A 22,082-nucleotide genomic window follows, 5' to 3' on the forward strand; every position below is an offset into this window, starting at 1 on the left:
TCTCCTAAATATCAGAGGATATAAGGGAGTATAAAGGGGAAGATAAGCAGATATCAGGATTTAAATTTTGATTTAAAACACCTCATGTCGGAGCTTAATAACGTCTAAACTGGTTTACCGATACTGTCCGTTTCTATTCGATCAATGATTCGAATTGATTTAGGACGAAGGTAGCGTGGAGTTTGGCCGCTAATCCATAATTGTAATTCTTCAATATTGAGTACCTGATTGAGAATAATGTCTACTGCCAAGCATTGTCCAAGATCAGCATCATCTATAGCATAAGCGCGTGCAAATTTGATTGCGCTATGGGTATATAAAATATTTTCCAAATCAATCGGGTAAACATTTACTCCACCGCAAATTAACATATCATCAGAGCGACCTTTTAAATAATAATAACCTTCAGCATCTTGTACGGCTAAATCACCGCACTGTAGCCATTGATTCGGTGTAATTGACCAAGCACATTTGCTCCATAAGATACCGATATTGCCATTTTCTAAAGGCTGACCCGTAGAATCGACAATTTTAATTTGTACACCTTGAATAGCTTTTCCAATACTTTCAGGATTTCGTTTTAAATCAGCTGTTGTTGCCAAGAGGTTAATTCCACTTTCAGAGCTGCCATAGAGATTGAACAGTTGTATCTGAGGATAGTGCTGTAGGGCGTGTTTGACTAAATTCGCACTTAAAGGCGCGCTACCTGTAATGATGTATTGAACTGAGCACAGAGGAGCGTTCAGTTCAATTAAACGGTATAAAATAGTGGGCACTAAGTTTAAACAATCAATTTGATGGTGTTTAATCAGTTGCTTGGCTGATTGCGGATCAAAACGTTTTTGCAAAATCACAGTTTTATGAAAGCTCAGCGCCATCAAACTCGCAGTTAAACCTGCCGCATGGCAGAGTGATGTCATCACAAAAATTTGCTTAATTTTAAAAAATTTTAGTTTCCTGAGCATGAGGTCTAACAAAGGTAAACTTTGTAGTGGTTTAGATTGCCTTGTCGCAACTTTAGGAATTCCTGTTGAACCAGAAGAACAGACACTTATTTTATTAAAATAAGTCGGTTTTATACGAAATTTCTGCTGAGTACTTGGTGGAGGAATAAGCGTAAAATTTTGGATATTGAGTTGAGTGAATGTATCTAAACCGCCAATAAGATGCAGTTGTTTCTGGTCAATTAAAGCTTGAAGTTTATGCTGTACGAGGCTGGGGTTAACAATAATGATATCTTTACCTAAACGGCTCAGTGCAAACAAGGCCGCCAAGCTATCTAGGTCTTGTTGCATCATTAAACCAATCTGTTGCGGAAGTTGCTTTTGCTTATGTGTTTTTTGCCATTCACAAATAAGTTGGTCAGTTCTACATTTTAATTCTAAAAAGCTAATTTGACGATCATCAATAATAAATGCTGTTTTATCTTTTTGAATACGTGTCTGTGAATCTAAAATACTATATAAATGAATACCATGTTGAATAGTGCTATAGCATAAACTTATGCACCATCTTAACCAAAAGATCCATTTCATCTTATAACTTTCGCTTGAGTAAATGTTTATAGAAATAATAAATCGGTGTGATCAACAATATTGAACTAATCTGTGCAATTCCTAGCCACCATGGTTGCCATTGTCGTTTACGATAAATTAGGCACGCAAGAATCGCTTGAGCAGCGTCTTTTGCTTGCATCGCCGGCATTTGCTGATATTGTTTGGTGGGTAAAATCATTCGTGTACGGACTAAGGGCAAGTAGACTAAGCCTGCGTGTACTTCATGAACCGCCAATTCTGGTTGAATGGCAAGAATCCACTGTTGCATTGCGGTTTTCGAAGCTTGATAGGTTGACCAAAATGGCGGGGCAAATAGTTTGGCATTGATGGTTGAAACCACAATAATTTGTCCTTGCTTGTGTTTTAAATCAGCTAACAATAAACGGGTGAGTTGGGCAGGGTTGATATAGTTAATCGCAATGGTTCGATTGATATCCTGTGGGCGATCCAAGCTATCCCAAACAGAGCGCTGAATTGATTTTCCTGCATTATGGACCAATACATCAATCTGAATATTGCGTGCTTTTAGGCTTTGAAAAATATCTTCTGCGGCATCGGATTGATATAAATCTGCGCAGATGATTTCAATATGGCATGAATAAGATTCTAATTCACTTTTGAGTTGTATAAGCTTATCTGTACTGCGTGCAATCAGCACAAGCGTGCATTGTGTATTAGATAACAGCCTTGCACATGCTTCACCAATCCCAAAACTTGCCCCTGTAATTAAAATGGTTTTATTTTGAAAGTGTTGTTTGAGTTTATTTTTTTGAATTCGTGGAGCTCGAAAAAATAAAAATTCAGTGATTGTTCTGATTTTTTTATACATAATAATGAAAGAATCTGATTCATACGGCTTTAGCTTAGTTATAACTGAAATTTATATTAAATCAAAACGACTGTTGTTTAATTTGGTTTTAAGCATAAAAAAGCACCTCGAAAGGTGCTTGATATACTTAAAAATAAAGTTTGAATTTAAACATCTAAAAAGTCAGGCTCTTCTTCTTTCTCTTCTGCTGGTGCAGCATTGGCAGTAGTCAAAAGCTTTTCACGAATCATACGATCAAGTTCTTGAGCCAATTGAGGGTTTTCCTCTAAATGTCGAATGACATTGTTTTTACCTTGACCGATTTTGTCGCCTTGATATGAGTACCAAGCACCTGCTTTTTGTACAAGTTCTTGTCCAACTGCAAGATCAACCAATTCACCTAAGTGATTTACACCTTTACCATACATAATTTGGAAAAGTGCTTCACGGAAAGGAGGCGCCATTTTGTTTTTCACAACTTTGACTTTGGTTTCAGAACCTACAATTTCATCGCCTTCTTTAACTTGTCCAATACGACGAATATCTAAACGTACAGAAGCATAGAACTTCAATGCGTTACCACCAGTTGTGGTTTCAGGGCTACCAAACATCACCCCAATTTTCATACGAATCTGGTTAATGAAGATAACCATACAGTTTGAGCGCTTGGCATTACCTGTGATTTTACGTAAAGCTTGGCTCATCAAACGTGCTTGTAGCCCCATGTGAGAGTCACCCATTTCGCCTTCAATTTCGGCTTTAGGGGTTAACGCTGCTACAGAGTCGACAACGATCATATCGACTGCACCTGAACGAACCAACATATCTGCGATTTCAAGTGCTTGCTCACCATTATCTGGCTGTGAAACTAAAAGGTTATCTATATCTACCCCAAGTTTACGTGCATATTGTGGATCTAAAGCATGTTCCGCATCAATAAAGGCACATGTTCCACCTGCTTTTTGGCATTGCGCAATGGCTTGTAGCGTCATTGTCGTTTTACCAGAAGATTCAGGACCGTAAATTTCAACGATACGACCTTTTGGTAAGCCCCCAATACCCAATGCAATATCAAGTGTTAAAGAGCCTGTAGAAACCGCTTCAACCGCTTGAACAGTGTTATCACCTAAGCGCATCACTGTGTTTTTACCAAATTGTTTCTCAATTTGGCTCAGTGCCGCATTCAGTGCCTTGCTTTTGTTATCATCCATCTCGTAAACCTCAAACGATGTAATATCACTAATATCTTAAGTGGATGTCATTAAATTTGATCTTTCGTCCACGGCAGTAATAGTGACAGAAAATAAAAAATGGTTCTATATTAAAAAACATTTGTACGACATAAGATGTCGTACCCAACCTAAACGAATTCAGTCATCATCATAGGACCAAGATTGGTCAAATTGTTGATCATTTTCTTGTTTAAATTTGCTAATTTGTCGTCGATCTTTTTTACTTGGTCGATGATCAGGGCGCGCTAGATTATGCAATTTTCTTTGGGATGAAATCAACTCTCTACGTGCCACACTCACCTCAGTTTCTTCATAAAGTTGTTGGGCGATCGGTGCGCCGCCACGAACAACGGAGAGTGCTTTAATCACTACCGTTTTACGATCAAAACCTTGTTGTATGGTGAGCTCCATTCCAACACGAATCTCTTTTGAGACTTTAACACGTTCATTATTGTGATGAACTTTACCACCCTCGATTGCATCTTTGGCAATAGAGCGTGTTTTAAAAAAACGTGCAGCCCAAAGCCATTTGTCTACACGCATTGTTTCAAGTTGTTGTTTCTCAGGCTGTTTTGACATCGACATCCTTATGTTCTAAATCTGTTGACTGTAAATTTGTTAACGCTACGTTTTTCAGTAATGGTAAAAGTTCAGTTAAATGATTGATTGCAGGGTATTCCAATTCTAATTGATGACGCGCAGCACGACCACTGGAAGGTTGGGTAATCGTGATTAAGTGCGCTATACCAAACTTTTCAGCACCTTTTAATACAGGAATGGTGTCATCCACAAAACATGCATTTTGTGGATCAAATGGATGCTTTTGCTGAAGGATTTGCCAAAACTCAATAAACTCTTTGGAATAGCCAATTTCTTCACTACTGATCATTACTTCAAAATAAGGGCTGAGATCAACATTTTCAAGTTTAAGTTTTAAGCCAGCACAATCTGCATTGGTCAGTAACCAGCAACGATAACCTTGTGCTTTTAATTGTTTTAATAATTCAAAACAGCCAGTTCTTGGGGTGATTTTATCTTTAAAATCATATTGTAATTGTAGGACATCAACCCCAACTTTTTCAGACCAATATTTTGAAGAATACCAGCAGAGGGTATGATTATGTTGTTGATAAAATGCATTTAGAATGTTTTGACTGTGCTCTAAACTACATTGATGGGTTTCTGCATGCCGTTCAGGCAGTTTTGTGTTCCAGATCAGATCATCAAAAGCTAAATCAAGGAGTGTACCGTCCATGTCAAAAAAGATGATCGGTTTTTGCATTCAAGGAACTCCAAAGTTTTTTAAAGTTTAACAAAGTTCATCTGAAATTGTAAAACGAGTTCATTTTTAATAAATTAACTGTATATTAAAGGCCATTAATCACTTTCAAAGTTTAAGAAAGTTATTTAGGTTAAAAGAAAAATTATGTACATATGTGTGTACATAATTTTTTAAATTGCTTTTATAAGTATAAAGTATTTGGACTGAAAAAATCATAGCATTCAGTGATTGTTGGTTAAAATCCAGTAATGGAAAGGCTCGTGAGAAAGTCGATGTTGTAACTGACAGTGACTATTTGATTGTAGTAAATGCGAAGATAAAAAGACAACGTTTAAAATCAGTCTTGACGTCATAGAATTTCAGCTATGAGTGTTGTTGCTAAAGCATACTTGAGAGTTTACGGTAATCCCCCCTAAAAATAATTGAAGTTAAAAGTAGAAAATCGAATAATCCTGTTGAAGGAGATTTTCTATGAAAACATCTAAATATTCAGACAGCCTAATCATGAGTATTTTGAAGCAAGCCGAATCAGGAACCCCTATTCCTAATCTGTGTCGTGAACATGGCATGAGTTCCGCTACATTTTATAAATGGAAAGCGAAGGTCGAATAGAGTTGTTATTATGTTTGGATGTGGTGCTTAATGGGGTTGTGAAAAAAATAAAAGCCCATAAATTGGGCTTTTAATAAAGACTTCACTGTTACCATGATTCTTTTTATCCTACTCAGTGTCAAAAGACCTGTTAGGGGCGGCGTCCTTCGTTCTTTAGGTCTGCTAGGGAGTTACCTTAACGCAAACAGACCAGTTTAAAACTGACCCAACGGCAGGAACCCTGTGCATTGAATCATCAAGCCATCGGGAAGTCCTTGCTCCTGCATCGTGAGTATAAATTGTCAATTGTGATTAATCAATTTGCAGATTCAGTTAATTCAACTTGGACATTCAAAAACGAGTGTGAAATGTGAGTGAAGTCGATTAATGAGCGTGTAAAGAATATTGAAGAGGAATACAGAAAAAATAAAAGCCCATAAACTGAGCTTCTAATAAAGACTTCACTGTTACCATGATTCTTTTATCCTACTCAGTGTCAAAAAAGACCTGTTAGGGGCGGCGTCCTTCGTTCTTTCGGTTGCCCACTGGCTGGTTACAGGTTGTGGCAACAGGTTAGCAATGCTATTAAACCCAACGGCACGGACCCTGTGCATTGAATCATCAAGCCATCGGGAAGTCCTCGCCCATGCGTTGACAAGTATAAATTTTCAATTGTGAATAATCAATTTGCAGATTCAGTTAATTCAACTTGGACATTTAAAAAAGAATGTGAAAAGTGAGTGAAGTGGATTTATGATTTTGTAAGGAATGTTGATGAGGGCTGGAAAATATAGGTAATCAATGCTAGTTTGGTTTACTATAAATCAGTAAAGTAAAATTAAAAAAATCATGAAACTAATTTTAATCATTCCACTTGTTTTTACTTTGACAGCTTGTGTTAGCCTGCCTAAAAGCTCTCAAGAGCTTCAAACAAAAAGTACCACTAGATACCAGTTTAATGTAAATAGGGATTTAGATGTTGTTGAAAGAAATTTTGATGAGTTTTTAGATAAATGTTACTACACACTAAATAATGCAAAGATTTATTTAAACCATGCACAAGTTGGGGTAGATCAAGGTTTTGATAAGTCTAAAAATGGTAATCATATCAAGTATTCGATTTATGGTGGGTTATCACCAAAGAATTATGTTTTAGATTTGGATTTGACTAAAGCTACAGATTCGAGCAGTGTAAGAGTCGATGTGGTGGCGGTGACAGGTATGTGGAAAAGGCATTTTCCGAAGTATGAACGGGTTGCTAATGGGGAAAAAGAAAGTTGCCCATGGTAAGAAATAATTAATTTAATCTCTCTTCTAGGGAGGTTTTTTATGACTAAAAATAAATAACAAGTAATTTAGAAAGAAAGACCCACTTAAAAAAGTGGGTCTTTGGGGTGGCGTCCTTCGTTCTTTCGGTTGCCCACTGGCTGGTTACAGGTTCTGGCAACAGGTTAGCAATGCTATTAAACCCAACGGCAGGAACCCTGTGCATTGAATCATCAAGCCATCGGGAAGTCCTTGCTCCTGCATTGTGAGTATAAATTTTCAATTATGATTAATCAATGAGTGGACTTCTTTTGAGTTTGCTAGGTTAAATATTCGATTGAATGTAGATAATCAGATTAGGCAAGTCGTTAGAGAGTGTAAAAGACAAATAGATTTTGCTTTTTATCACGCCAATCTCAGGATATTTATTAATTAAAAGCTATTGTTTTCATGCACTCAACATAAAAAAATGGTAGGCTTGTGGACAAAAATCAGACATCCTACAGGTCGGATCAATGTTTATTACCACTCAAGCACCACAAGATGAACAAATTTTAAAATTAGTTCCAGTTTTGGCATCTGCAAGTCAAATCTTGCTCGAGGAATACCAAAATTATTGTGCTGGAAATGCGTTTAATATTGATAAAAAGGATGATCAGTCACCTGTTACCCAAGCTGACTTAAAAGTGAATGCCTATTTAATAGAACAACTGGCGAAAATCACCCCTGAAATTCCAGTGCTATCAGAAGAGAGCGATTATTCTCAACGACATACATGGAATATCTGTTGGATGCTGGATCCTTTGGATGGAACTAAAGAATTTATTCATGAACGTGATGAATTTACGATTAATTTAAGTCTAATTCACAACCACCAAACCATATTTTCAATCATTGCTGTACCGACAGAGCAAGTGATGTATTTGGGATATTTAACAGAATTGCCTTATAAATATTGCTTTATTCATCGTACTTGGGAACGTTATTGCAAGTTTAAAGCTGTAGAGGAAGATGCAATTCAAATTGGACTAAGCCATAGCAGTAAAAATCCAAAGTATCAGCAATATATTGATTATATTGAGCAAGAATCGCCTGTCATTAGACGCGAGGCGGGCAGTGCCTATAAGTTTTGTATGATGCTTGAAGGCGAAATTGATATTTATCCAAGATTTCATCCTACCTCTGAGTGGGATACCAGTGCAGGACAAGGATTATTGGAAAGTATTGGTGGCGGATTACTGAGTTTAGCTGCGGTACCATTTACCTATAATCAACGTGATACGGTGTTAAATGATGGGTTTATCGCATTTCGGAATGTCGAAAATAAAGAAATTGCTTTAGAAGCATTAAGCAATGTGAGCTTTTAATCTGATATAGATATGCATTTTATAGATAATTTAACACTTTGATATTAGGGTCTGTTGACAATTCGTCTATGTTTGCGACTACGTGTGTTTTTTAGGCGATACTAGGAGCGAATTATGAAATTTAGTCATTCTAAATGAGTAGTTCGTAACGACGTAGCGGCAAAAAACACGCTAGTCCCGAAAGGTTGTGGCTAAAATTATCTCAGCCTACGTTATGAAACTCGAAAATAGTCTCGCTATTCTCTTCGTTTCATGCCTTGCCTGCTCAATTTTAACCTACAACGCAAGCCATTTATGAAATGTTAACAGACCCTAGATTGAGCGCTTGGCTGCATATGTTATAGTAAGCTTGTATAAAAAATGAGTTTTAAGTTGATATGGCCTTAGATTTATTGCCGAACAGTATGCTAAAAGCAATAGATTTATTGCCCGATGCGAAAACACCTGTAACCTTATTCACGCGTCATTCAATTCGTGAGGTTGTGAATGGGCAGGGGCTGGCAGGTTATGATCTGCAATTAACTTCCCAAGGTCGTGATTTAGCGCAAGCTTGGGGTTGTTATTTGATTGAAAATACGGATCGAGTAATCCAACATTGTATTTCAAGCCCCATTCAGCGTTGTGTCGATACCGCGGCTTTGATGATTCAAGGCGCTGATGGAATTTCTCCTTATCCGAATACCCATCACATCGAAATTGTAGAAAAGGGCTTATTGGTTGAGCCGGGAAGCTTTGTGCTGGATATTAAACAGGCTGCTCCTTATTTTAGAGCACAAGGTGCTTTAGGTTTTATCAATAGTTTTGTAAATAATGCCTTACCTGGTATGAAACATCCGATTACGGGTGTGGTGGATGTGCTTGAATTAATCTATGAAACACATCCTACGCTAAACAACGGGATTAGTTTGGCTGTGAGCCACGATACGATTCTTGCTGCGATTATTGCGGTGATTTCAAAACGTACTGAAATCAGTCAAAGTGACTGGCCAGAGATGATGGAAGGCCTATTTGTTTGGTTTGAAGGCGAGCGTTTTGCAGATAGTCATTTAAAATGGATTTGGCGAGGCGAACGTGGTGAATTGTCGATACGAGAGTTTCAGCAATAGTTGCTTTTTAAATTAAAAAATAATTATGTTGAGCGAATCATATTGATATTGAAAGCTCCTTCTCCCTTTGTGTAGGCGATGCCCCATCTTGCGCTACTAAATCTGTATCCCCGCATACCCACACACAATTGGCGATATCCCTGTCGCCACGTGATAGCACCACGGTGCCGATAAATAACAACCTAAAACTCAATAAATCCATAAAAGTAAAATTTAGAGCAATATGTCCTTTTTATATTTTTAAATAAAAATCACATGATTACAAACAATATGATATATTTAAATAATTGAAATATATAATTATTTTAATTTAATCTCAGAAACTAAGGATAGAGATAAGTCGTTATAAATATGGGGAAGATATGTGATGCAATTACGGTTTAAATATTTAACAATTTGTACGCTTTCAGCAATGCTTATTGCATGTGGGGGCGGTAGTGATAGCCATTCTACAAATGATCAGCCATCGAATATACCGCAAAACCCTGGCGATGGTACAAATGAGTTACCTGGAGATGGTACACCAGAAACCCCAGACAACGGTTCAGGGGGTTCAAATGGCGGTACGACTTTACCTCCAGAGAATGGTTCGGGCGGTTCAAACGGTGGTACGACTCAGCCTCCTGAGGGCGGTTCGGGTGGCTCAAATGGTGGTACAGGCACAACACCACCTGTAGTAGAAAAATATCCAGAACCAGTTAAAAATAAAATCTCAAGCAGTGTATTAGGCTTTTATGATTTTAATGCACAGGGTGGAAATCGCTTATTGCGCAATGATTTAAATGGTAACTTTGCTGCAATGCTACAGTTTGCCCAAAGTCATGTGGTAAACCCGAAGAATAATGAACAGGATAAAATGCCACGCTTAACAACGCAGAAAGATGCATTGTTATTGGTTACACCTTTGGTTTCGATGGGAGATGTTGATAAATTACAAGCGGAAATCTATCAAGGTAACCAACTGATACGTACCGTAAATCTAAAAGAGCCTTCACGTCTTGCTGCTTCAGATCAATCTAATCAGGATGATCGAGCGCGGGTAATGTATTCTAAACAGGCATGGTCAGTAGCATTAAAGTGGGATGAGGTACGTTCAGGATTATCCATCCGTATTCTAGACTCTGTAAACAATCGCAGTGGTTCTTTAGCTGGGACAGATATTGATTTTGCCGCACCAGGCGAGTTGGTGGTGCAAAGTATTCGTTTAGGTTTATTGACTGATGCACCTAAATCCAATGGTCACTATATGCTGTTGGAACCTGAAAAAGCAGGAACCGATTATTTCCAAACCATCCCTGCTGCAAAAATGATAGTCAGCAAATACGATGAAATGAAGCTTAATCGGGTCATGGTTGCAAGTGGTGTCATTTACGATTCTGTCAGTGCAACCAATGGTGGCGTCTATGATGGAGATATGCGTGAAAACACCGCTAAATCGACATTTAGTGTTGGAATTAACTTAGCGAACTGGGGTGTCACCAGTTCATCGATGCAAAGCCAAGAGCAACCACAAGTGACTCAAAGTGTGGTGATTCATCATGCCAGAGGTAAATATGCCAATGGTGAGTCCAATCATGGCTTAAGCGGTGGAAATGGTATTTTGACATTGATCGATTCGGTGGGGAATGAATTTAGCCATGAAATCGGGCATCACTATGGTTTAGGGCATTATCCTGGCTCAGTCGAAACTAGTGGAAGTCCCACAAATTATTTCTGGTCTGCACACCATGCGGACAGCGGCTGGGGATACATTGCATTTCGAAATAAAATGCGTGGCAATTTAAATTGGGGCAATACCAATTTAGGGGATGGCAGTAATGGTGTACCAAACTTCCAAAATCTCTATGCCTATGGTTGGGATGCCATGAGTGGTGGATCTAGCGCTAGCTCGATTTCCAAATATACCCACTATACTGGTTATAGTATGTGGTTAAAAATTCAACCTGCTTTTGATAAATACGTGTGGGATCCAAACTCTACGACAGGTTATAAAAAATGGAATGCAGCAACACGTGAAATGGTAGATGCACAACCAAAAACACCAAACTCAGGCAATGTTTGGTATAACAGTGCCGATGGTAACTTTTTAAAACCACGTTTGTTTAGTGTGCCTGTTTATACGATTTTAGGTGGCTATGATCCAGTTAATCAGGTGGGAATCATTTATCCTGCGGCACGAGGTAATTGGGGCAATGTCTTTAATTTACCTCAGGCCAACACGACTGGCACAGCTGCAAGTTGTTGGTTAAATGTGCAGTATGCCAACAAAGTAGAAAATATTGCACTTGCTCCACAACGGGTAAATTCAGGTAGCAATGCCAACAAATTCCATATCAACCTTGCGCAAAGTGATACACCTCAAAATGTTGATCTTTACTGCCAAAAAGCAGGTCAGCAAGCAGTGAAATTGTCGAATATCAATATTCCTGTTACTACACAAGCAATGGCACCTTTTGTTTCTATTGGTAAAGAAGCAGAGTATTCGGCATTAAGAACACTTGAAATGCCACAACTCGAACAAGCTTTGCTGAATAATAAAGGTAAAGAGGTGGTCAGCCTAGATGCGGATTCACGCTTATTATTTGACTCTTATCGTCAATTTAAAACTGAATTGTCAGCGGACGCGCAAACAGAAATGGTCCGTTATACCCAACAGCAAATTAAACTTTATCGTTTAAATCGTTGGATAAATGCATATCGAACTGATCTTGAAAGTGGCAATGTAGAAGCAATTGAGGCATTTAATCAGTTTGTGGCAAAGTTGGAACTAAGTACTGATTTCAATTTAAACCATGTTTCCAGTATTAAAAATGGGACAAATTGTCTAAAAGTTGAAACACTGGCTAATGGCAAATTGAATGCCTATATCAGTGGTAAGAGTGGCTGTACGGGTGATGACACTGAACAGTGGATCTACGATGCAATGGGTAAAATCCACAGCAAAAAATATATGGATCAGTGTTTAGCCAATCAGGGTGGGGTGATTAATCTAAGCTCATGTAACCATGATGCAGCAAGCCAAGTGTGGGCGATGAATGCCACACTGCAACGTATCGAGCAAGGTTCCAAATGTTTTGATTTGGAATATGGCTATTTAAGCAATAACCGAGCACGTTTGATTAGTTATAATTGCGGTACTGGCGGGAATCAAAAATGGACAAATCTTACTGCCAATAACAGTTTGATTTTGGCTGCAACCCGTGCTGAAAATTTAGCTTTGATCAAGCAGCTTCTAATCAAGTAACCATTGATCAAGTAAGCAAATCAAACATTAAGTTATCACAATAAAATAAGCGCCATAAGGCGCTTATTTTTGTTCATGTTGATGATTTTACTTAAATATATCAATGATTGAACTGTTGTTATGCTGGTTTAAGAAAACTGATCCGCATTCATCAAAGAGTGTTGTAAATCTTCAGTGGCTTTACGCCCTTGCAGTTGTAAGGCAACAGCATGTATTAAACCGGTCCAAGTTTCATTGGGTTCCCAAATTTGATGCATCAACTCTTGTGCGGTTGGCATATCGATATCCATATAATATTGGCGATATAAATACATCAAACAACTCACCCGCATATTTTTTGCACAATGTACCCAAACAATTTTTTCCTGTACCAAATGCGCGATCAAATCTAACACAAATAAGCATTGATCATCTGCTGGTGTATCCCAATGGATTGGAATTTGAATGTAGTTGAGCCCAAACTCAGCACAGATTTTATCTTCATGTTCAAGGTGTAAGCTGGCATCTGTAAATGCCAGATTGATGATTGTATCTACGCCGTATTCTTTAATCTGTTTCAGTTGTTCAGCACTCGGCTGACCTGAAGTCAGTAAGTGTTCATGGACAAACTGGAAGTTTGCGATTTGACAGAGTTCTTGTTCAAGTTCGTTCATAGCATTCTTACAGAAAATGTTTAATAACATCATAAACAAAAACGCCATCTATGTAGATGGCGTTTTTATATTAATTAACGATTTGGTAAAATTTCTTTTAAAGCTGCATCCATTTCCAGAAGCGCTTTTTCAGTGGTTTCCCAATCGATACAACCATCAGTCACCGATTTACCATATTCTAAATCAGCCAGATTTTCAGGAATATCTTGGCGTCCACCTTTAATATGGCTTTCAACCATAATGCCGACAATAGATTTATTGCCATCTAAAATCTGTTCGGTGATATTTTTCAACACAAGCGGTTGTAAATACGGATCTTTATTTGAGTTAGCATGACTGGTATCAATCATGATTTTATTGCTTACTTTGGCTTTTGCTAACGCATTTTCCGCTTCAGCAACAGAGCCCGCATCATAGTTCGGCTTACCATTACCACCACGTAATACAACGTGTGCATAAGGGTTACCGCTGGTACGAATCACTGAAACTTGGCCTTCGTTATTTAAACCCAAGAAACTATGACCATGTTTAACAGACTGCATGGCATTGGTTGCAACGGTTAAACCACCATCTGTACCGTTTTTAAAGCCTACAGGTGAAGAAAGACCAGAAGACATTTCACGATGCGTTTGGCTTTCCGTTGTACGTGCACCAATTGCAGACCATGAAATAAGATCTTGGTAATATTGTGGTGAGTTCGGGTCAAGCGCTTCAGTCGCACAAGGTAAGCCTTTATCGTTTAACTCAAGCAATAGTTTGCGACCTAAACGTAGACCTTTTTCAATATTAAAAGAATCATTCATATCTGGATCATTGATCAAACCTTTCCAACCAACGGTTGTACGAGGTTTTTCAAAATAAACACGCATGATGATATATAAAGTATCTTTTACTTTTTCACTTAATACTTTTAAACGATTTGCATAATCATGTGCTGCAACAGGGTCATGAATAGAACAAGGACCAATCACAACAAATAGACGTTTATCTTTACCATCTAAAATATTACGAACAGTTTCCCGACCATGAAGTACAGTTTGGTAGGCATTTTCATTTAATGGTAATTCAGCTTTAAGTTCCGCTGGGGTTACCAGCGTTTGAATGCTTTGGACATTCACGTCATCAATATCTGATTGAGTAATTGGATTTGAATTTAATGTATTCATTGCCGTCACTGGGTATTAGAAACATACAGAAAGTATTTTTAGTGGTCAGAATATAACACGAATTGGCCGAAGTTTTGTCATAAATAAATCATTAAAACTTTACGGTCAATTCATAATTATTAGTTATCAATAAAAGCTTAATTTTAAACCTGCGGTTGTTGGACGGATGGCATCACCATTGCAGCCTGTGGTTTTTCTACAGGTTTGGATTTAACTGGGTTTAAGATAAAGTTAATACCCAAGGCAAATAGGGTGATCCCCAAAACCTTGCGAATCATTTTTTCTGGCATTTTAGAACTGATCAAGGTCCCCACCACAATTGCAGGAATTGAGCCCACCAGCAACCATCCAAGCAGATGAAAATCTACATTGCCAGATGTCATATGTGCAAACCCAGCAACAGAGGTTAACAAAACAGCATGTACCACATCGGAACCGATGATACGAATCATCGGTAAATTGGGAAACATGAGGATCAGTGCCATGATACCAAATGCGCCAGCACCTACAGAAGAAAGGGTCACGAATACGCCCAGTACAATCCCCATAATCACAACATAAGTGCGTTTGCCTTCAATGTTGAAATTATTGGCTTCATGAAAATCTTGTTTTTCTGCACGAAATTTGGCAAAGAATTTTTCAATTCTAGAACGGAACACGATAGACAAGCCTGTTATGGTCAGCATAAAGCCTAACACCATGGTTAAAATGGCTTTGTAGTGTGTTGAACTGCTGAGGTAATTGTCTAAAACCCAATGGGTGATAAATGAAGCAGGGACACTGCCTAAGGCTAACCAGAGAACAATCGGCCAAACGATATTCAGTTTTTTAGCATGAACCATCGAGCCACAAAACTTAGAAATAGCCGCATAGAGTAGGTCTGTTCCGATTGCGATGTGGGGTTCTATTCGAAATAAACTAATCAGGATGGGGGTCATAAGTGAACCACCGCCTACACCAGTAATACCTACACAGAAGCCGACTAAAACGCCAGCTAGAATAAACTCAACAGGACCAAACATGACTTATATTGCCAGATATCAAAAAACAGGCATATCTTATGACTTTTTTGTATAAGTGGTTGTCTTGATTGTTGATTTGCTTATGCAAAAAAATGCTAAAGTCTTTTAACTTTAGCATAATGCAGGTTTTTATATCTATCTAATTGATTATTATTCTAAATTTTGATTCGGTCTCTTTGATGGATTGAAAAATGATCATTTGAATTGAATCATATTTGTATTGAAAGTTCCTTCTCCCTCTGGGAGAAGGCTAGGATGAGGGTGCTTTTATGTTGATTTATGCTTTTAAAAACACTTGTGAAAGAGCTTAATAAATATACTAATTATTAAATAAAAATTAAGATCTTAATAGGATTTACTCAGCAACTTCAACGGTTAGACCATAAGTAAAAATTTCACTTTCTGGCTTTTTGCTATTGTCAGGATTAGCTTCTGGATAAGAAGTCGTAATCAAATAAATTCCAGGTTTTTCAAATTTAACTTCCACTTCACCTTTTGCATTGGTTTTTACATGTGGTTGTTCACGTTGTGCACTGGTTTCATAACTACTGGCGCCTTTAAACACATCAACTTCAAGGTTTGGTACAGCTTTGCCATTGAGTAAAATCTGCGCTTTTAATGATTCACCAGCAAACAATTCATTTGGATGGGTTAAAAACTTAACTTCAAATCCTTTATTGCTGACTGCTGGAACAGGGCTTGGTTTGCCTTTGGTGACAAAGCTTTCAGCAATAATATTGTTTTTAACCTCTAAGGTTTGTGCATTTGCAGGGACTTGGTCTGCTGAAACTGAACGTGGCGGTTGTGGTGGTGTTACTGGTTTTTTTTCAGCATCGGCTTTTTGTTGTTCAGATTTAGGCGCTTGAGCATTTGCATTTTGCGGACGTACAGGGCGGATACGTAACCAACGACCATCTATAAGGGCGTATTTACTACTATTCCCTAAAGCATTATCTGTACGGATACGGTAAGTCCCTTCACTTGGAAGATCAAACTCAGCAACATTAAAGCGTTTTAATTCGGCAGCAGGATTTATTTTTATTTGCTGACCTTTAGGATCTGTAAGGAGATAGCTGGTTTTAAAGTTAATGCTGGGAACAAAAAACTTTTCTAAGGTTAGTGAACTCTGGAAGCTTATATTTTGTGATGCGCTGGTATCAAAAACTTCAGGGAGAATAAAAGGGCTGATGGTATGCGCAGAACCAACAGCGGGTAATGCAGATAGCAAGGCAATTTTGAGCCATTGATTCATTTCAAGCGTCCTGTAAACTTAAGTTAAAATATTTTACATAATGTACTTGATAACAAGTATCATTATCAATATTATTTTAACAAAATTCAGAGACTATCCGTATGTCCTCATCAAGCAGACGTTCACCCTCAACTCGTGCTGTATTTCGTCTTTCGCCTCTGGTCATGGCATTAGCACTGATATCTCCACTACATAGTTATGCAGAAACAGTACAGGTTTCTGCTACAAGCAATAACCATGTTGAATTGGAAAGCCATCATTTCCATCGTGATCATGTTTTGGGTACATCTTTAGATGTGGTGATTACTGGAACTTCGCAACAAGATGCTGCACGTGCAACAGCTGCAATCGAAAAAGAAATTTCTGATTTGAATCAAGTGTTATCAACTTGGCAAAATGACAGTGAAATTTCGCAACTCAACCAACAAAAACAGCTCACAGCATCTTCGGATTTGTATCAAGTCATCGCTGCATGTGAAGCTTGGCGTGGTAAAACCTGTGGCGCATTTGATGCACGTTTAGGCAATTTGATCGTAATGTGGCAACAGGCCAATGGGGTGCTTGAAATTGATCAAAGTACACGTGATCAATTGCTTTCGCAGTTGCAAGACAACAGTGTTCGTTTGGATGAAAAAACAAAAAGTGTGAAAATGGATAGCTCAGTTACTTTTGCACCAGATGGCTATGCAAAAGGCTATATTATTGATCGAGCTTTAATTGCAGCACGTCAAGCGGTCCCTAATTTAAAAGGTATTTTACTGGATATCGGTGGTGACATGCGCGTTTGGGGAACCTCACCCAATCAAGCGGGTTGGAATGTTGGTGTACAAGATGCCTTTAATCACTATGACAATCTAGCACCAAGCCAAGTTTTAAACTTAAAAGACCAAGCGGTCGCATTCAGTGGTCAGGGTTATCGTAGTTTGGCTGGTCAATCTCATCTTTTAGATCCATATTCAGGTTTGCCAATCCAACATGTTGAACAATGTGTAGTTGTTGGAAAATGTGCTGCGGATGCAGATGCTTTAGCAACAGCCTTGACTGTGATGAAGCCAGCAGAAGGCATGCAACTGATCGAATCTTTGCTCGGTTATGAAGCTCAACTGACACTTTCAACGGGTGAAACGTATCAAAGCACAGGTTGGAATGCGTTGGTTCAACTTCCACAGCAAGCAGATTTTCATAATGTTGCAGCAAATGCTTCAGCAAAATGGCCCGCAGGTTATCAAGCGGTGATCGATTTGGTTATTCCCAAATTGGTTGTGGAAAATTATCGTGCACCTTATATTTCGATCTGGGTGACCGACAGTGATAAAAAATTAGTTCGGACACTTGCAGCTTGGGGCAAAGACCCGAAATGGATTAATTCAAACTATGTATGGTGGCGCCGTTATGGTCGTCAAATAACGAACTTGGATGCAGTTGCTAAACCGTCACGCCAACCGGGTAATTATAAACTGGCTTGGGATGGTAAAGATGACAATGGTAAAACTGTAGATGCAGGGCAGTATCAAATACATGTTGAAGCTTCACGTGAGCATGGTGATCATTCTTATCAAACCTTTAACTTGGACGTAAAAGCAAAAGCTTCCTCTCAAAATTTACCTGCACAAAAGGAAATTGGTGTCGTCAAACTGAATTTCCAGAAAGTGAATTAATTTGCTGACTATGCCTGTTCGGATAAGCGTTTTGATGAAAATTTTGATAAAAGTTTTGATGAGAGTTTAATTGTGTATCAACGTCGAGATTTTTACCGCCATGCACGTTATGTGCATGGTTGGTTATCAGCTTTTGCTTTTATTGTCTTAATCTTTTTTGCTGTTACGGGATTAATTTTAAACCACCCTGAATGGTTTACCCCTGCAACAGATGAAAATACTGAAACGATTACCTTACCTGAAAATGTCCTGACTCAAATTAAAGACCAAGAGAATCCAAGCACTCAAATCGTAGATTATCTACGACAACATCATGCAGTCATTGGTCGTTATAAGAGTGGTGAAGTCATGGACAATGAAGTCATGATTCATTTGGCAAGCCCAGCAGGTTCAACAGATATTTGGGTCACTTTAGACAATGGTCAAGCTGAAATTACGCTTAAACCCGCATCTACCGTTTCATTGATCAGTGATTTGCACCGTGGAAAAAATGCGGGTAAAGCATGGACTTGGTTGATTGATATCAGTGCGATCATCATTACGATCTTATCATTGGCAGGCTATATCCTATTTTTAAGTATTAAGACTCGCTTAAAAACACATCTTTTCTTGACGGTATTCAGCTTAGCGCTATTGATGCTTCTGGTTTGGACAGTGGTATAAAAGGTTAGAACAATGACACATGCTGTACTGACTGTACTTATATTTTTAACAATCTTGTTTATTTTTCATGGCATTTTTCTGTTGCTTTTATTTAGACCTCAATCAAAGCGCAATTTAGCTCAAAATGCAGATGAATATTTGATTGTATATGCAAGTCAGTCAGGGCAGACAGAAAATTTTGCTTTACAAACAGCCCAGCAATTGTCTGCTTCAGGCTATTTGGTCCAGTTCTTGAGTATTGAACAGGTGAATGCCGCTTTATTTAAACGTAGCTTAAAGATTCTATGGATCGTTAGTACTTATGGTGAGGGGGATGCACCAGATTTAGCACGTCAGTTTGTTAAAAACGTAATGACAAAGTCATTTGATTTAAATGACATTGAGTATGTCGTGTTGGCTTTTGGTGATTCACATTATGCAAATTTCTGTAATTTTGGTAAACAATTGGATTTATGGTTAACTGAAAACCATGCACAAGCTTTATTCCCCATGATTTGTGTTGATCAACTTAACCCTACGATGGGTTTGACTGAGTGGCAAACTCAACTTGACCTAGTTTTGCCGCAATTTTCAGCTCAACCTGTTCAATTGATACAACATCCTTTTCATTCTGTGGTTTTATCTGAACGCCATTTGTTAAATCAAGGTAGTTTAGGGCATCCAATGTATCATCTTGTGTTTACCCAAGTTGAAGCATTATGTTGGAAATCTGGTGATATTCTTGAAATTCAATGTGCCAATACAGATTCACAAATCAAGGTGTTTTTAGATCATTTTAATCTTCAAAACTCAAATGTGTTTCAGGCTAATCATCCAATAGAATTATTGCGGTTTAAGAATTTACGTTCATTTGATGCCATGCAGCATTCAACGGCATTTGAGCAATGGTTGGCACAGGCAGAAGACTTACCGATTCGTGAGTATTCGATTGCCAGTATTACATCACAAAGCCAGATTGAGTTGGTGGTCAGACGAGAAGTTCATCAAACAGGTTTAGGGCTGGGTTCGGGCTATCTTACCCATGCACTGGCTTTAGGTGAGCAAATTTCTTGTCGAGTTCGTTCAAATCCTGCATTTTATCTGGTTCAAAATGATCAACCTATTATTTTGATTGGAAATGGTTCTGGGATTGCAGGCTTGATGTCACATATTCGACAACGCGCAGAATGGTCTTTTCAGCAAAACTGGTTAATTTATGGCGAACGTCAGTACCAAATTGACCTTGGCTTTGCAGATCAATTGAATCTATGGCAACAACAGTCTGTACTGCCGCAAATTGATTATGCTTTTTCACGTGATACAGATAATCAGAAATATGTACAAGATTGTGTATTGGAGAAATCAGCGCAACTTAAACAATGGATTGAGCAAGGTGCATCAATTTACATTTGTGGTAGTTTAAAAGGGATGGCACAAGGGGTTGAAACAGTATTAATCGATATTTTAGGTGAAGATCAGTTTGAGCAGTTGATTGAACAAAAACGTTACTTACGTGATGTATATTAATTACGTGATGTTTCTCATTTCTATATAGATGATTAAAGTAGCGAATTAAGAATAGTCTTACGAAAGCAAACTTTATAACTTATGGAAATTATACTCTTCTATAGAAATGAATATGTATGATTGAAAAGCTTGCAATGCCACGCTATTCTCAAAAAATATTCACACCAGTACCAGATGTCTAATGTGAATATTCATGCAGATAAAATTTATATCGCAATACCTTTATATTTAGCTGCCCAAGGTTGCGCTTGTTCTAATTGTGCCGCCAGTTGTAGTAACACATCCTCACGTCCAAAAGGTGCAATAAATTGTGAACCTAAGGGCATATTATCTTTATTCCAATATAAGGGTACTGACATGGCAGGTAAGCCCGTGATATTGGCCAATTGGGTAAATGGAACCCATTGCAAATTATTTTTAATCATTTGCTCAACCAGCTTACCTTTTGCCAGTAAGTGGGCTTGATCAACTTTGAGCAAGGCTTTTAAAATCGGAACTTGCCAAGATGGTGTTTTTACCTCGCCATTTTTCGGTGCAATTGAAGCTGTAGACGGAATTAGAAATAAATCATAACGCTCAAAGAAATGATTCATTCTTGCAACATAAACACCCCAATTATTGAGATTGTTGATATAGTCCACAGCAGAAGCTTTGGCACCAAATGCGGCAATTGCCAGTGTATCTAATTCAAAATCTTGATCTGTTGCACCAAATCGCTGTTTGACTTGATTCACTGTATAAGCGCATTGGCTAAACCATGTGGTAATAAAGTCTTTGGCAAGCGCCATACCGTCAATTTGAGGCGTTGCTTCTTCAACAATATGTCCTAAAGATTCTAAAAGTTTGGCCGTTTTTTGAATGGCTTGTACTGCATCTTTTGAAACTTTGGTTCCAATCGGTGAAACAGTGGAAAAACCAATTCGCAAACGTTTTGGGGCTTTTTCAATGATGTCTAAGTAGCGTTCAGTCGGGCTTTGGATATTGAAAAGAGCAGTACGATCTGAGCCTTGAGTAGCATCTAACATAGCTGCACTGTCACGGACTGATTTGCACAATACATGTTGCATCGCAGCCCCATGCATTGCTTCACTGATTTCAGGTCCCCAAGGTGTACGTCCGCGACTTGGCTTTAAGCCAAATAAGCCACAATACGAGGCAGGAATCCGAATAGAACCGCCTCCATCACTTGCACCTGCAATTGGTACGATACCCGCTGCAACGCCAGAAGCAGAACCTCCAGAAGAGCCGCCACTATTGTGTTTTAAATTCCACGGATTTTTGCAACTGCCCCAAGCTTCAGGTTCAGTGATACCTTTAATGCCAAACTCTGGCGAATTGGTTAAACCAAAAGTAACCACGCCCGATTTTACCCAGCGATTGACGATTTCTGAGTTTTCTTTAGCAATATATTTAGCATTTTTAAATGCTTTAGAACCAGATGAGGTTGCGACACCCGCATATTCTTGATGTAGATCTTTGAGTAAAAATGGTACACCTGAAAAGGGGCCATTCGCATAATTTTGGGTATTTTTTAATGCGTGTTCATAGATCGGAATAACGATCGCATTAATTTTAGGATTTACCTGCTCAGCACGTTGAATTGCGATTTCTAATAATTCATGTGCTTGTACTTCTTTGTTTTGTACAAGTTGTGCTAAACCGATACCATCATATTGAATATATTCTGAAAATTTCATAGCTTTCCCTTGC

The 22,082-nt window shown here is 38.3% G+C and carries 17 protein-coding genes and 1 pseudogene; 8 read left to right on the forward strand and 10 right to left on the reverse strand.

Features of this window, described 5'->3' with window-relative positions; all coding sequences use genetic code 11:
- Positions 1-104: 104 nt before the first annotated feature.
- The 5 genes from GJV03_RS06520 to GJV03_RS06540 form a co-directional block, all read right to left on the reverse strand.
- A complete protein-coding gene (locus tag GJV03_RS06520; RefSeq protein WP_154129703.1) occupies positions 105-1,535 on the reverse strand; it encodes a class I adenylate-forming enzyme family protein in 1,431 nt (476 codons plus the stop codon).
- A gap of 1 nt (position 1,536) precedes the next feature.
- Complete coding sequence (locus tag GJV03_RS06525) at positions 1,537-2,385, reverse strand: SDR family NAD(P)-dependent oxidoreductase (RefSeq protein ID WP_154129704.1); 849 nt, start codon at positions 2,383-2,385, stop codon at positions 1,537-1,539.
- A 146-nt stretch (positions 2,386-2,531) separates the two neighbouring features.
- On the reverse strand, positions 2,532-3,575 hold the full coding sequence (gene recA / locus GJV03_RS06530; RefSeq protein ID WP_004719755.1) for a recombinase RecA: 1,044 nt from the start codon (positions 3,573-3,575) through the stop codon (positions 2,532-2,534).
- A 159-nt stretch (positions 3,576-3,734) separates the two neighbouring features.
- On the reverse strand, positions 3,735-4,175 hold the full coding sequence (locus GJV03_RS06535; protein WP_004719756.1) for a S4 domain-containing protein: 441 nt from the start codon (positions 4,173-4,175) through the stop codon (positions 3,735-3,737).
- Positions 4,159-4,878, reverse strand: a complete 720-nt coding sequence (locus GJV03_RS06540; RefSeq protein WP_154129705.1) for an HAD-IA family hydrolase — start codon at positions 4,876-4,878, stop codon at positions 4,159-4,161. The genes GJV03_RS06535 and GJV03_RS06540 overlap by 17 nt, the downstream gene beginning before the upstream one ends.
- Positions 4,879-5,349: 471 nt before the next feature.
- On the opposite strand from GJV03_RS06540, the pseudogene GJV03_RS06545 reads away from it, so the two are divergent.
- The 5 genes and pseudogenes from GJV03_RS06545 to GJV03_RS06565 all read left to right on the forward strand — a co-directional run.
- A pseudogene (locus GJV03_RS06545) lies at positions 5,350-5,481 on the forward strand (transposase); the annotation flags it as partial.
- Between the two features lie 837 nt (positions 5,482-6,318).
- Positions 6,319-6,759, forward strand: a complete 441-nt coding sequence (locus GJV03_RS06550; protein ID WP_224963645.1) for a hypothetical protein — start codon at positions 6,319-6,321, stop codon at positions 6,757-6,759.
- A gap of 491 nt (positions 6,760-7,250) precedes the next feature.
- Positions 7,251-8,102, forward strand: coding sequence for a 3'(2'),5'-bisphosphate nucleotidase CysQ (locus GJV03_RS06555; protein WP_004719760.1), 852 nt, complete (start codon positions 7,251-7,253; stop codon positions 8,100-8,102).
- Between the two features lie 377 nt (positions 8,103-8,479).
- A complete protein-coding gene (locus tag GJV03_RS06560) occupies positions 8,480-9,208 on the forward strand; it encodes a phosphoglycerate mutase family protein (protein ID WP_004719762.1) in 729 nt (242 codons plus the stop codon).
- A 367-nt stretch (positions 9,209-9,575) separates the two neighbouring features.
- On the forward strand, positions 9,576-12,452 hold the full coding sequence (locus GJV03_RS06565) for a M66 family metalloprotease (protein ID WP_151957973.1): 2,877 nt from the start codon (positions 9,576-9,578) through the stop codon (positions 12,450-12,452).
- 128 nt (positions 12,453-12,580) lie between these two features.
- Here the strand turns inward: GJV03_RS06565 and GJV03_RS06570 are convergent, their stop codons facing one another.
- From GJV03_RS06570 to GJV03_RS06585, 4 genes are all read right to left on the reverse strand, one after another.
- Positions 12,581-13,105, reverse strand: coding sequence for a protein tyrosine phosphatase family protein (locus GJV03_RS06570; RefSeq protein ID WP_034615591.1), 525 nt, complete (start codon positions 13,103-13,105; stop codon positions 12,581-12,583).
- Between the two features lie 74 nt (positions 13,106-13,179).
- A complete protein-coding gene (locus GJV03_RS06575) occupies positions 13,180-14,271 on the reverse strand; it encodes a 3-deoxy-7-phosphoheptulonate synthase (RefSeq protein ID WP_004719768.1) in 1,092 nt (363 codons plus the stop codon).
- Positions 14,272-14,414: 143 nt separating this feature from the next.
- Complete coding sequence (locus GJV03_RS06580) at positions 14,415-15,293, reverse strand: sulfite exporter TauE/SafE family protein (RefSeq protein ID WP_105712478.1); 879 nt, start codon at positions 15,291-15,293, stop codon at positions 14,415-14,417.
- 355 nt (positions 15,294-15,648) lie between these two features.
- On the reverse strand, positions 15,649-16,545 hold the full coding sequence (locus GJV03_RS06585) for a DUF4198 domain-containing protein (RefSeq protein ID WP_151957454.1): 897 nt from the start codon (positions 16,543-16,545) through the stop codon (positions 15,649-15,651).
- 101 nt (positions 16,546-16,646) lie between these two features.
- On the opposite strand from GJV03_RS06585, the gene GJV03_RS06590 reads away from it, so the two are divergent.
- The 3 genes from GJV03_RS06590 to GJV03_RS06600 all read left to right on the forward strand — a co-directional run bounded on the left by GJV03_RS06590 (position 16,647) and on the right by GJV03_RS06600 (position 20,372).
- A complete protein-coding gene (locus GJV03_RS06590; protein ID WP_154129706.1) occupies positions 16,647-18,203 on the forward strand; it encodes a DUF2271 domain-containing protein in 1,557 nt (518 codons plus the stop codon).
- A 72-nt stretch (positions 18,204-18,275) separates the two neighbouring features.
- Positions 18,276-18,866: a PepSY-associated TM helix domain-containing protein gene (locus tag GJV03_RS06595; RefSeq protein WP_151802376.1), complete on the forward strand. Its 591-nt coding sequence runs from the start codon at positions 18,276-18,278 to the stop codon at positions 18,864-18,866.
- A 12-nt stretch (positions 18,867-18,878) separates the two neighbouring features.
- Positions 18,879-20,372, forward strand: a complete 1,494-nt coding sequence (locus tag GJV03_RS06600) for a sulfite reductase subunit alpha (protein ID WP_154129707.1) — start codon at positions 18,879-18,881, stop codon at positions 20,370-20,372.
- A 206-nt stretch (positions 20,373-20,578) separates the two neighbouring features.
- Here GJV03_RS06600 and GJV03_RS06605 read toward each other — a convergent pair whose 3' ends face one another.
- Complete coding sequence (locus tag GJV03_RS06605) at positions 20,579-22,069, reverse strand: amidase family protein (protein ID WP_004719783.1); 1,491 nt, start codon at positions 22,067-22,069, stop codon at positions 20,579-20,581.
- Positions 22,070-22,082 lie beyond the last annotated feature (13 nt).

The organism is Acinetobacter sp. RIT698 (assembly GCF_009668065.1).
Classification (GTDB): Bacteria; Pseudomonadota; Gammaproteobacteria; order Pseudomonadales; family Moraxellaceae; genus Acinetobacter; species Acinetobacter guillouiae.

Bases quoted from the DNA above. Each gene is read 5' to 3' on its own strand.
- GJV03_RS06520 (WP_154129703.1), bottom strand. From the start codon at position 1,535: ATGAAATGGATCTTTTGGTTAAGATGGTGCATAAGTTTATGCTATAGC.
- GJV03_RS06525 (WP_154129704.1), bottom strand. From the start codon at position 2,385: ATGTATAAAAAAATCAGAACAATCACTGAATTTTTATTTTTTCGAGCT.
- recA (WP_004719755.1), bottom strand. From the start codon at position 3,575: ATGGATGATAACAAAAGCAAGGCACTGAATGCGGCACTGAGCCAAATT.
- GJV03_RS06535 (WP_004719756.1), bottom strand. From the start codon at position 4,175: ATGTCAAAACAGCCTGAGAAACAACAACTTGAAACAATGCGTGTAGAC.
- GJV03_RS06540 (WP_154129705.1), bottom strand. From the start codon at position 4,878: ATGCAAAAACCGATCATCTTTTTTGACATGGACGGTACACTCCTTGAT.
- GJV03_RS06550 (WP_224963645.1), top strand. From the start codon at position 6,319: ATGAAACTAATTTTAATCATTCCACTTGTTTTTACTTTGACAGCTTGT.
- GJV03_RS06555 (WP_004719760.1), top strand. From the start codon at position 7,251: ATGTTTATTACCACTCAAGCACCACAAGATGAACAAATTTTAAAATTA.
- GJV03_RS06560 (WP_004719762.1), top strand. From the start codon at position 8,480: ATGGCCTTAGATTTATTGCCGAACAGTATGCTAAAAGCAATAGATTTA.
- GJV03_RS06565 (WP_151957973.1), top strand. From the start codon at position 9,576: ATGCAATTACGGTTTAAATATTTAACAATTTGTACGCTTTCAGCAATG.
- GJV03_RS06570 (WP_034615591.1), bottom strand. From the start codon at position 13,105: ATGAACGAACTTGAACAAGAACTCTGTCAAATCGCAAACTTCCAGTTT.
- GJV03_RS06575 (WP_004719768.1), bottom strand. From the start codon at position 14,271: ATGAATACATTAAATTCAAATCCAATTACTCAATCAGATATTGATGAC.
- GJV03_RS06580 (WP_105712478.1), bottom strand. From the start codon at position 15,293: ATGTTTGGTCCTGTTGAGTTTATTCTAGCTGGCGTTTTAGTCGGCTTC.
- GJV03_RS06585 (WP_151957454.1), bottom strand. From the start codon at position 16,545: ATGAATCAATGGCTCAAAATTGCCTTGCTATCTGCATTACCCGCTGTT.
- GJV03_RS06590 (WP_154129706.1), top strand. From the start codon at position 16,647: ATGTCCTCATCAAGCAGACGTTCACCCTCAACTCGTGCTGTATTTCGT.
- GJV03_RS06600 (WP_154129707.1), top strand. From the start codon at position 18,879: ATGACACATGCTGTACTGACTGTACTTATATTTTTAACAATCTTGTTT.
- GJV03_RS06605 (WP_004719783.1), bottom strand. From the start codon at position 22,069: ATGAAATTTTCAGAATATATTCAATATGATGGTATCGGTTTAGCACAA.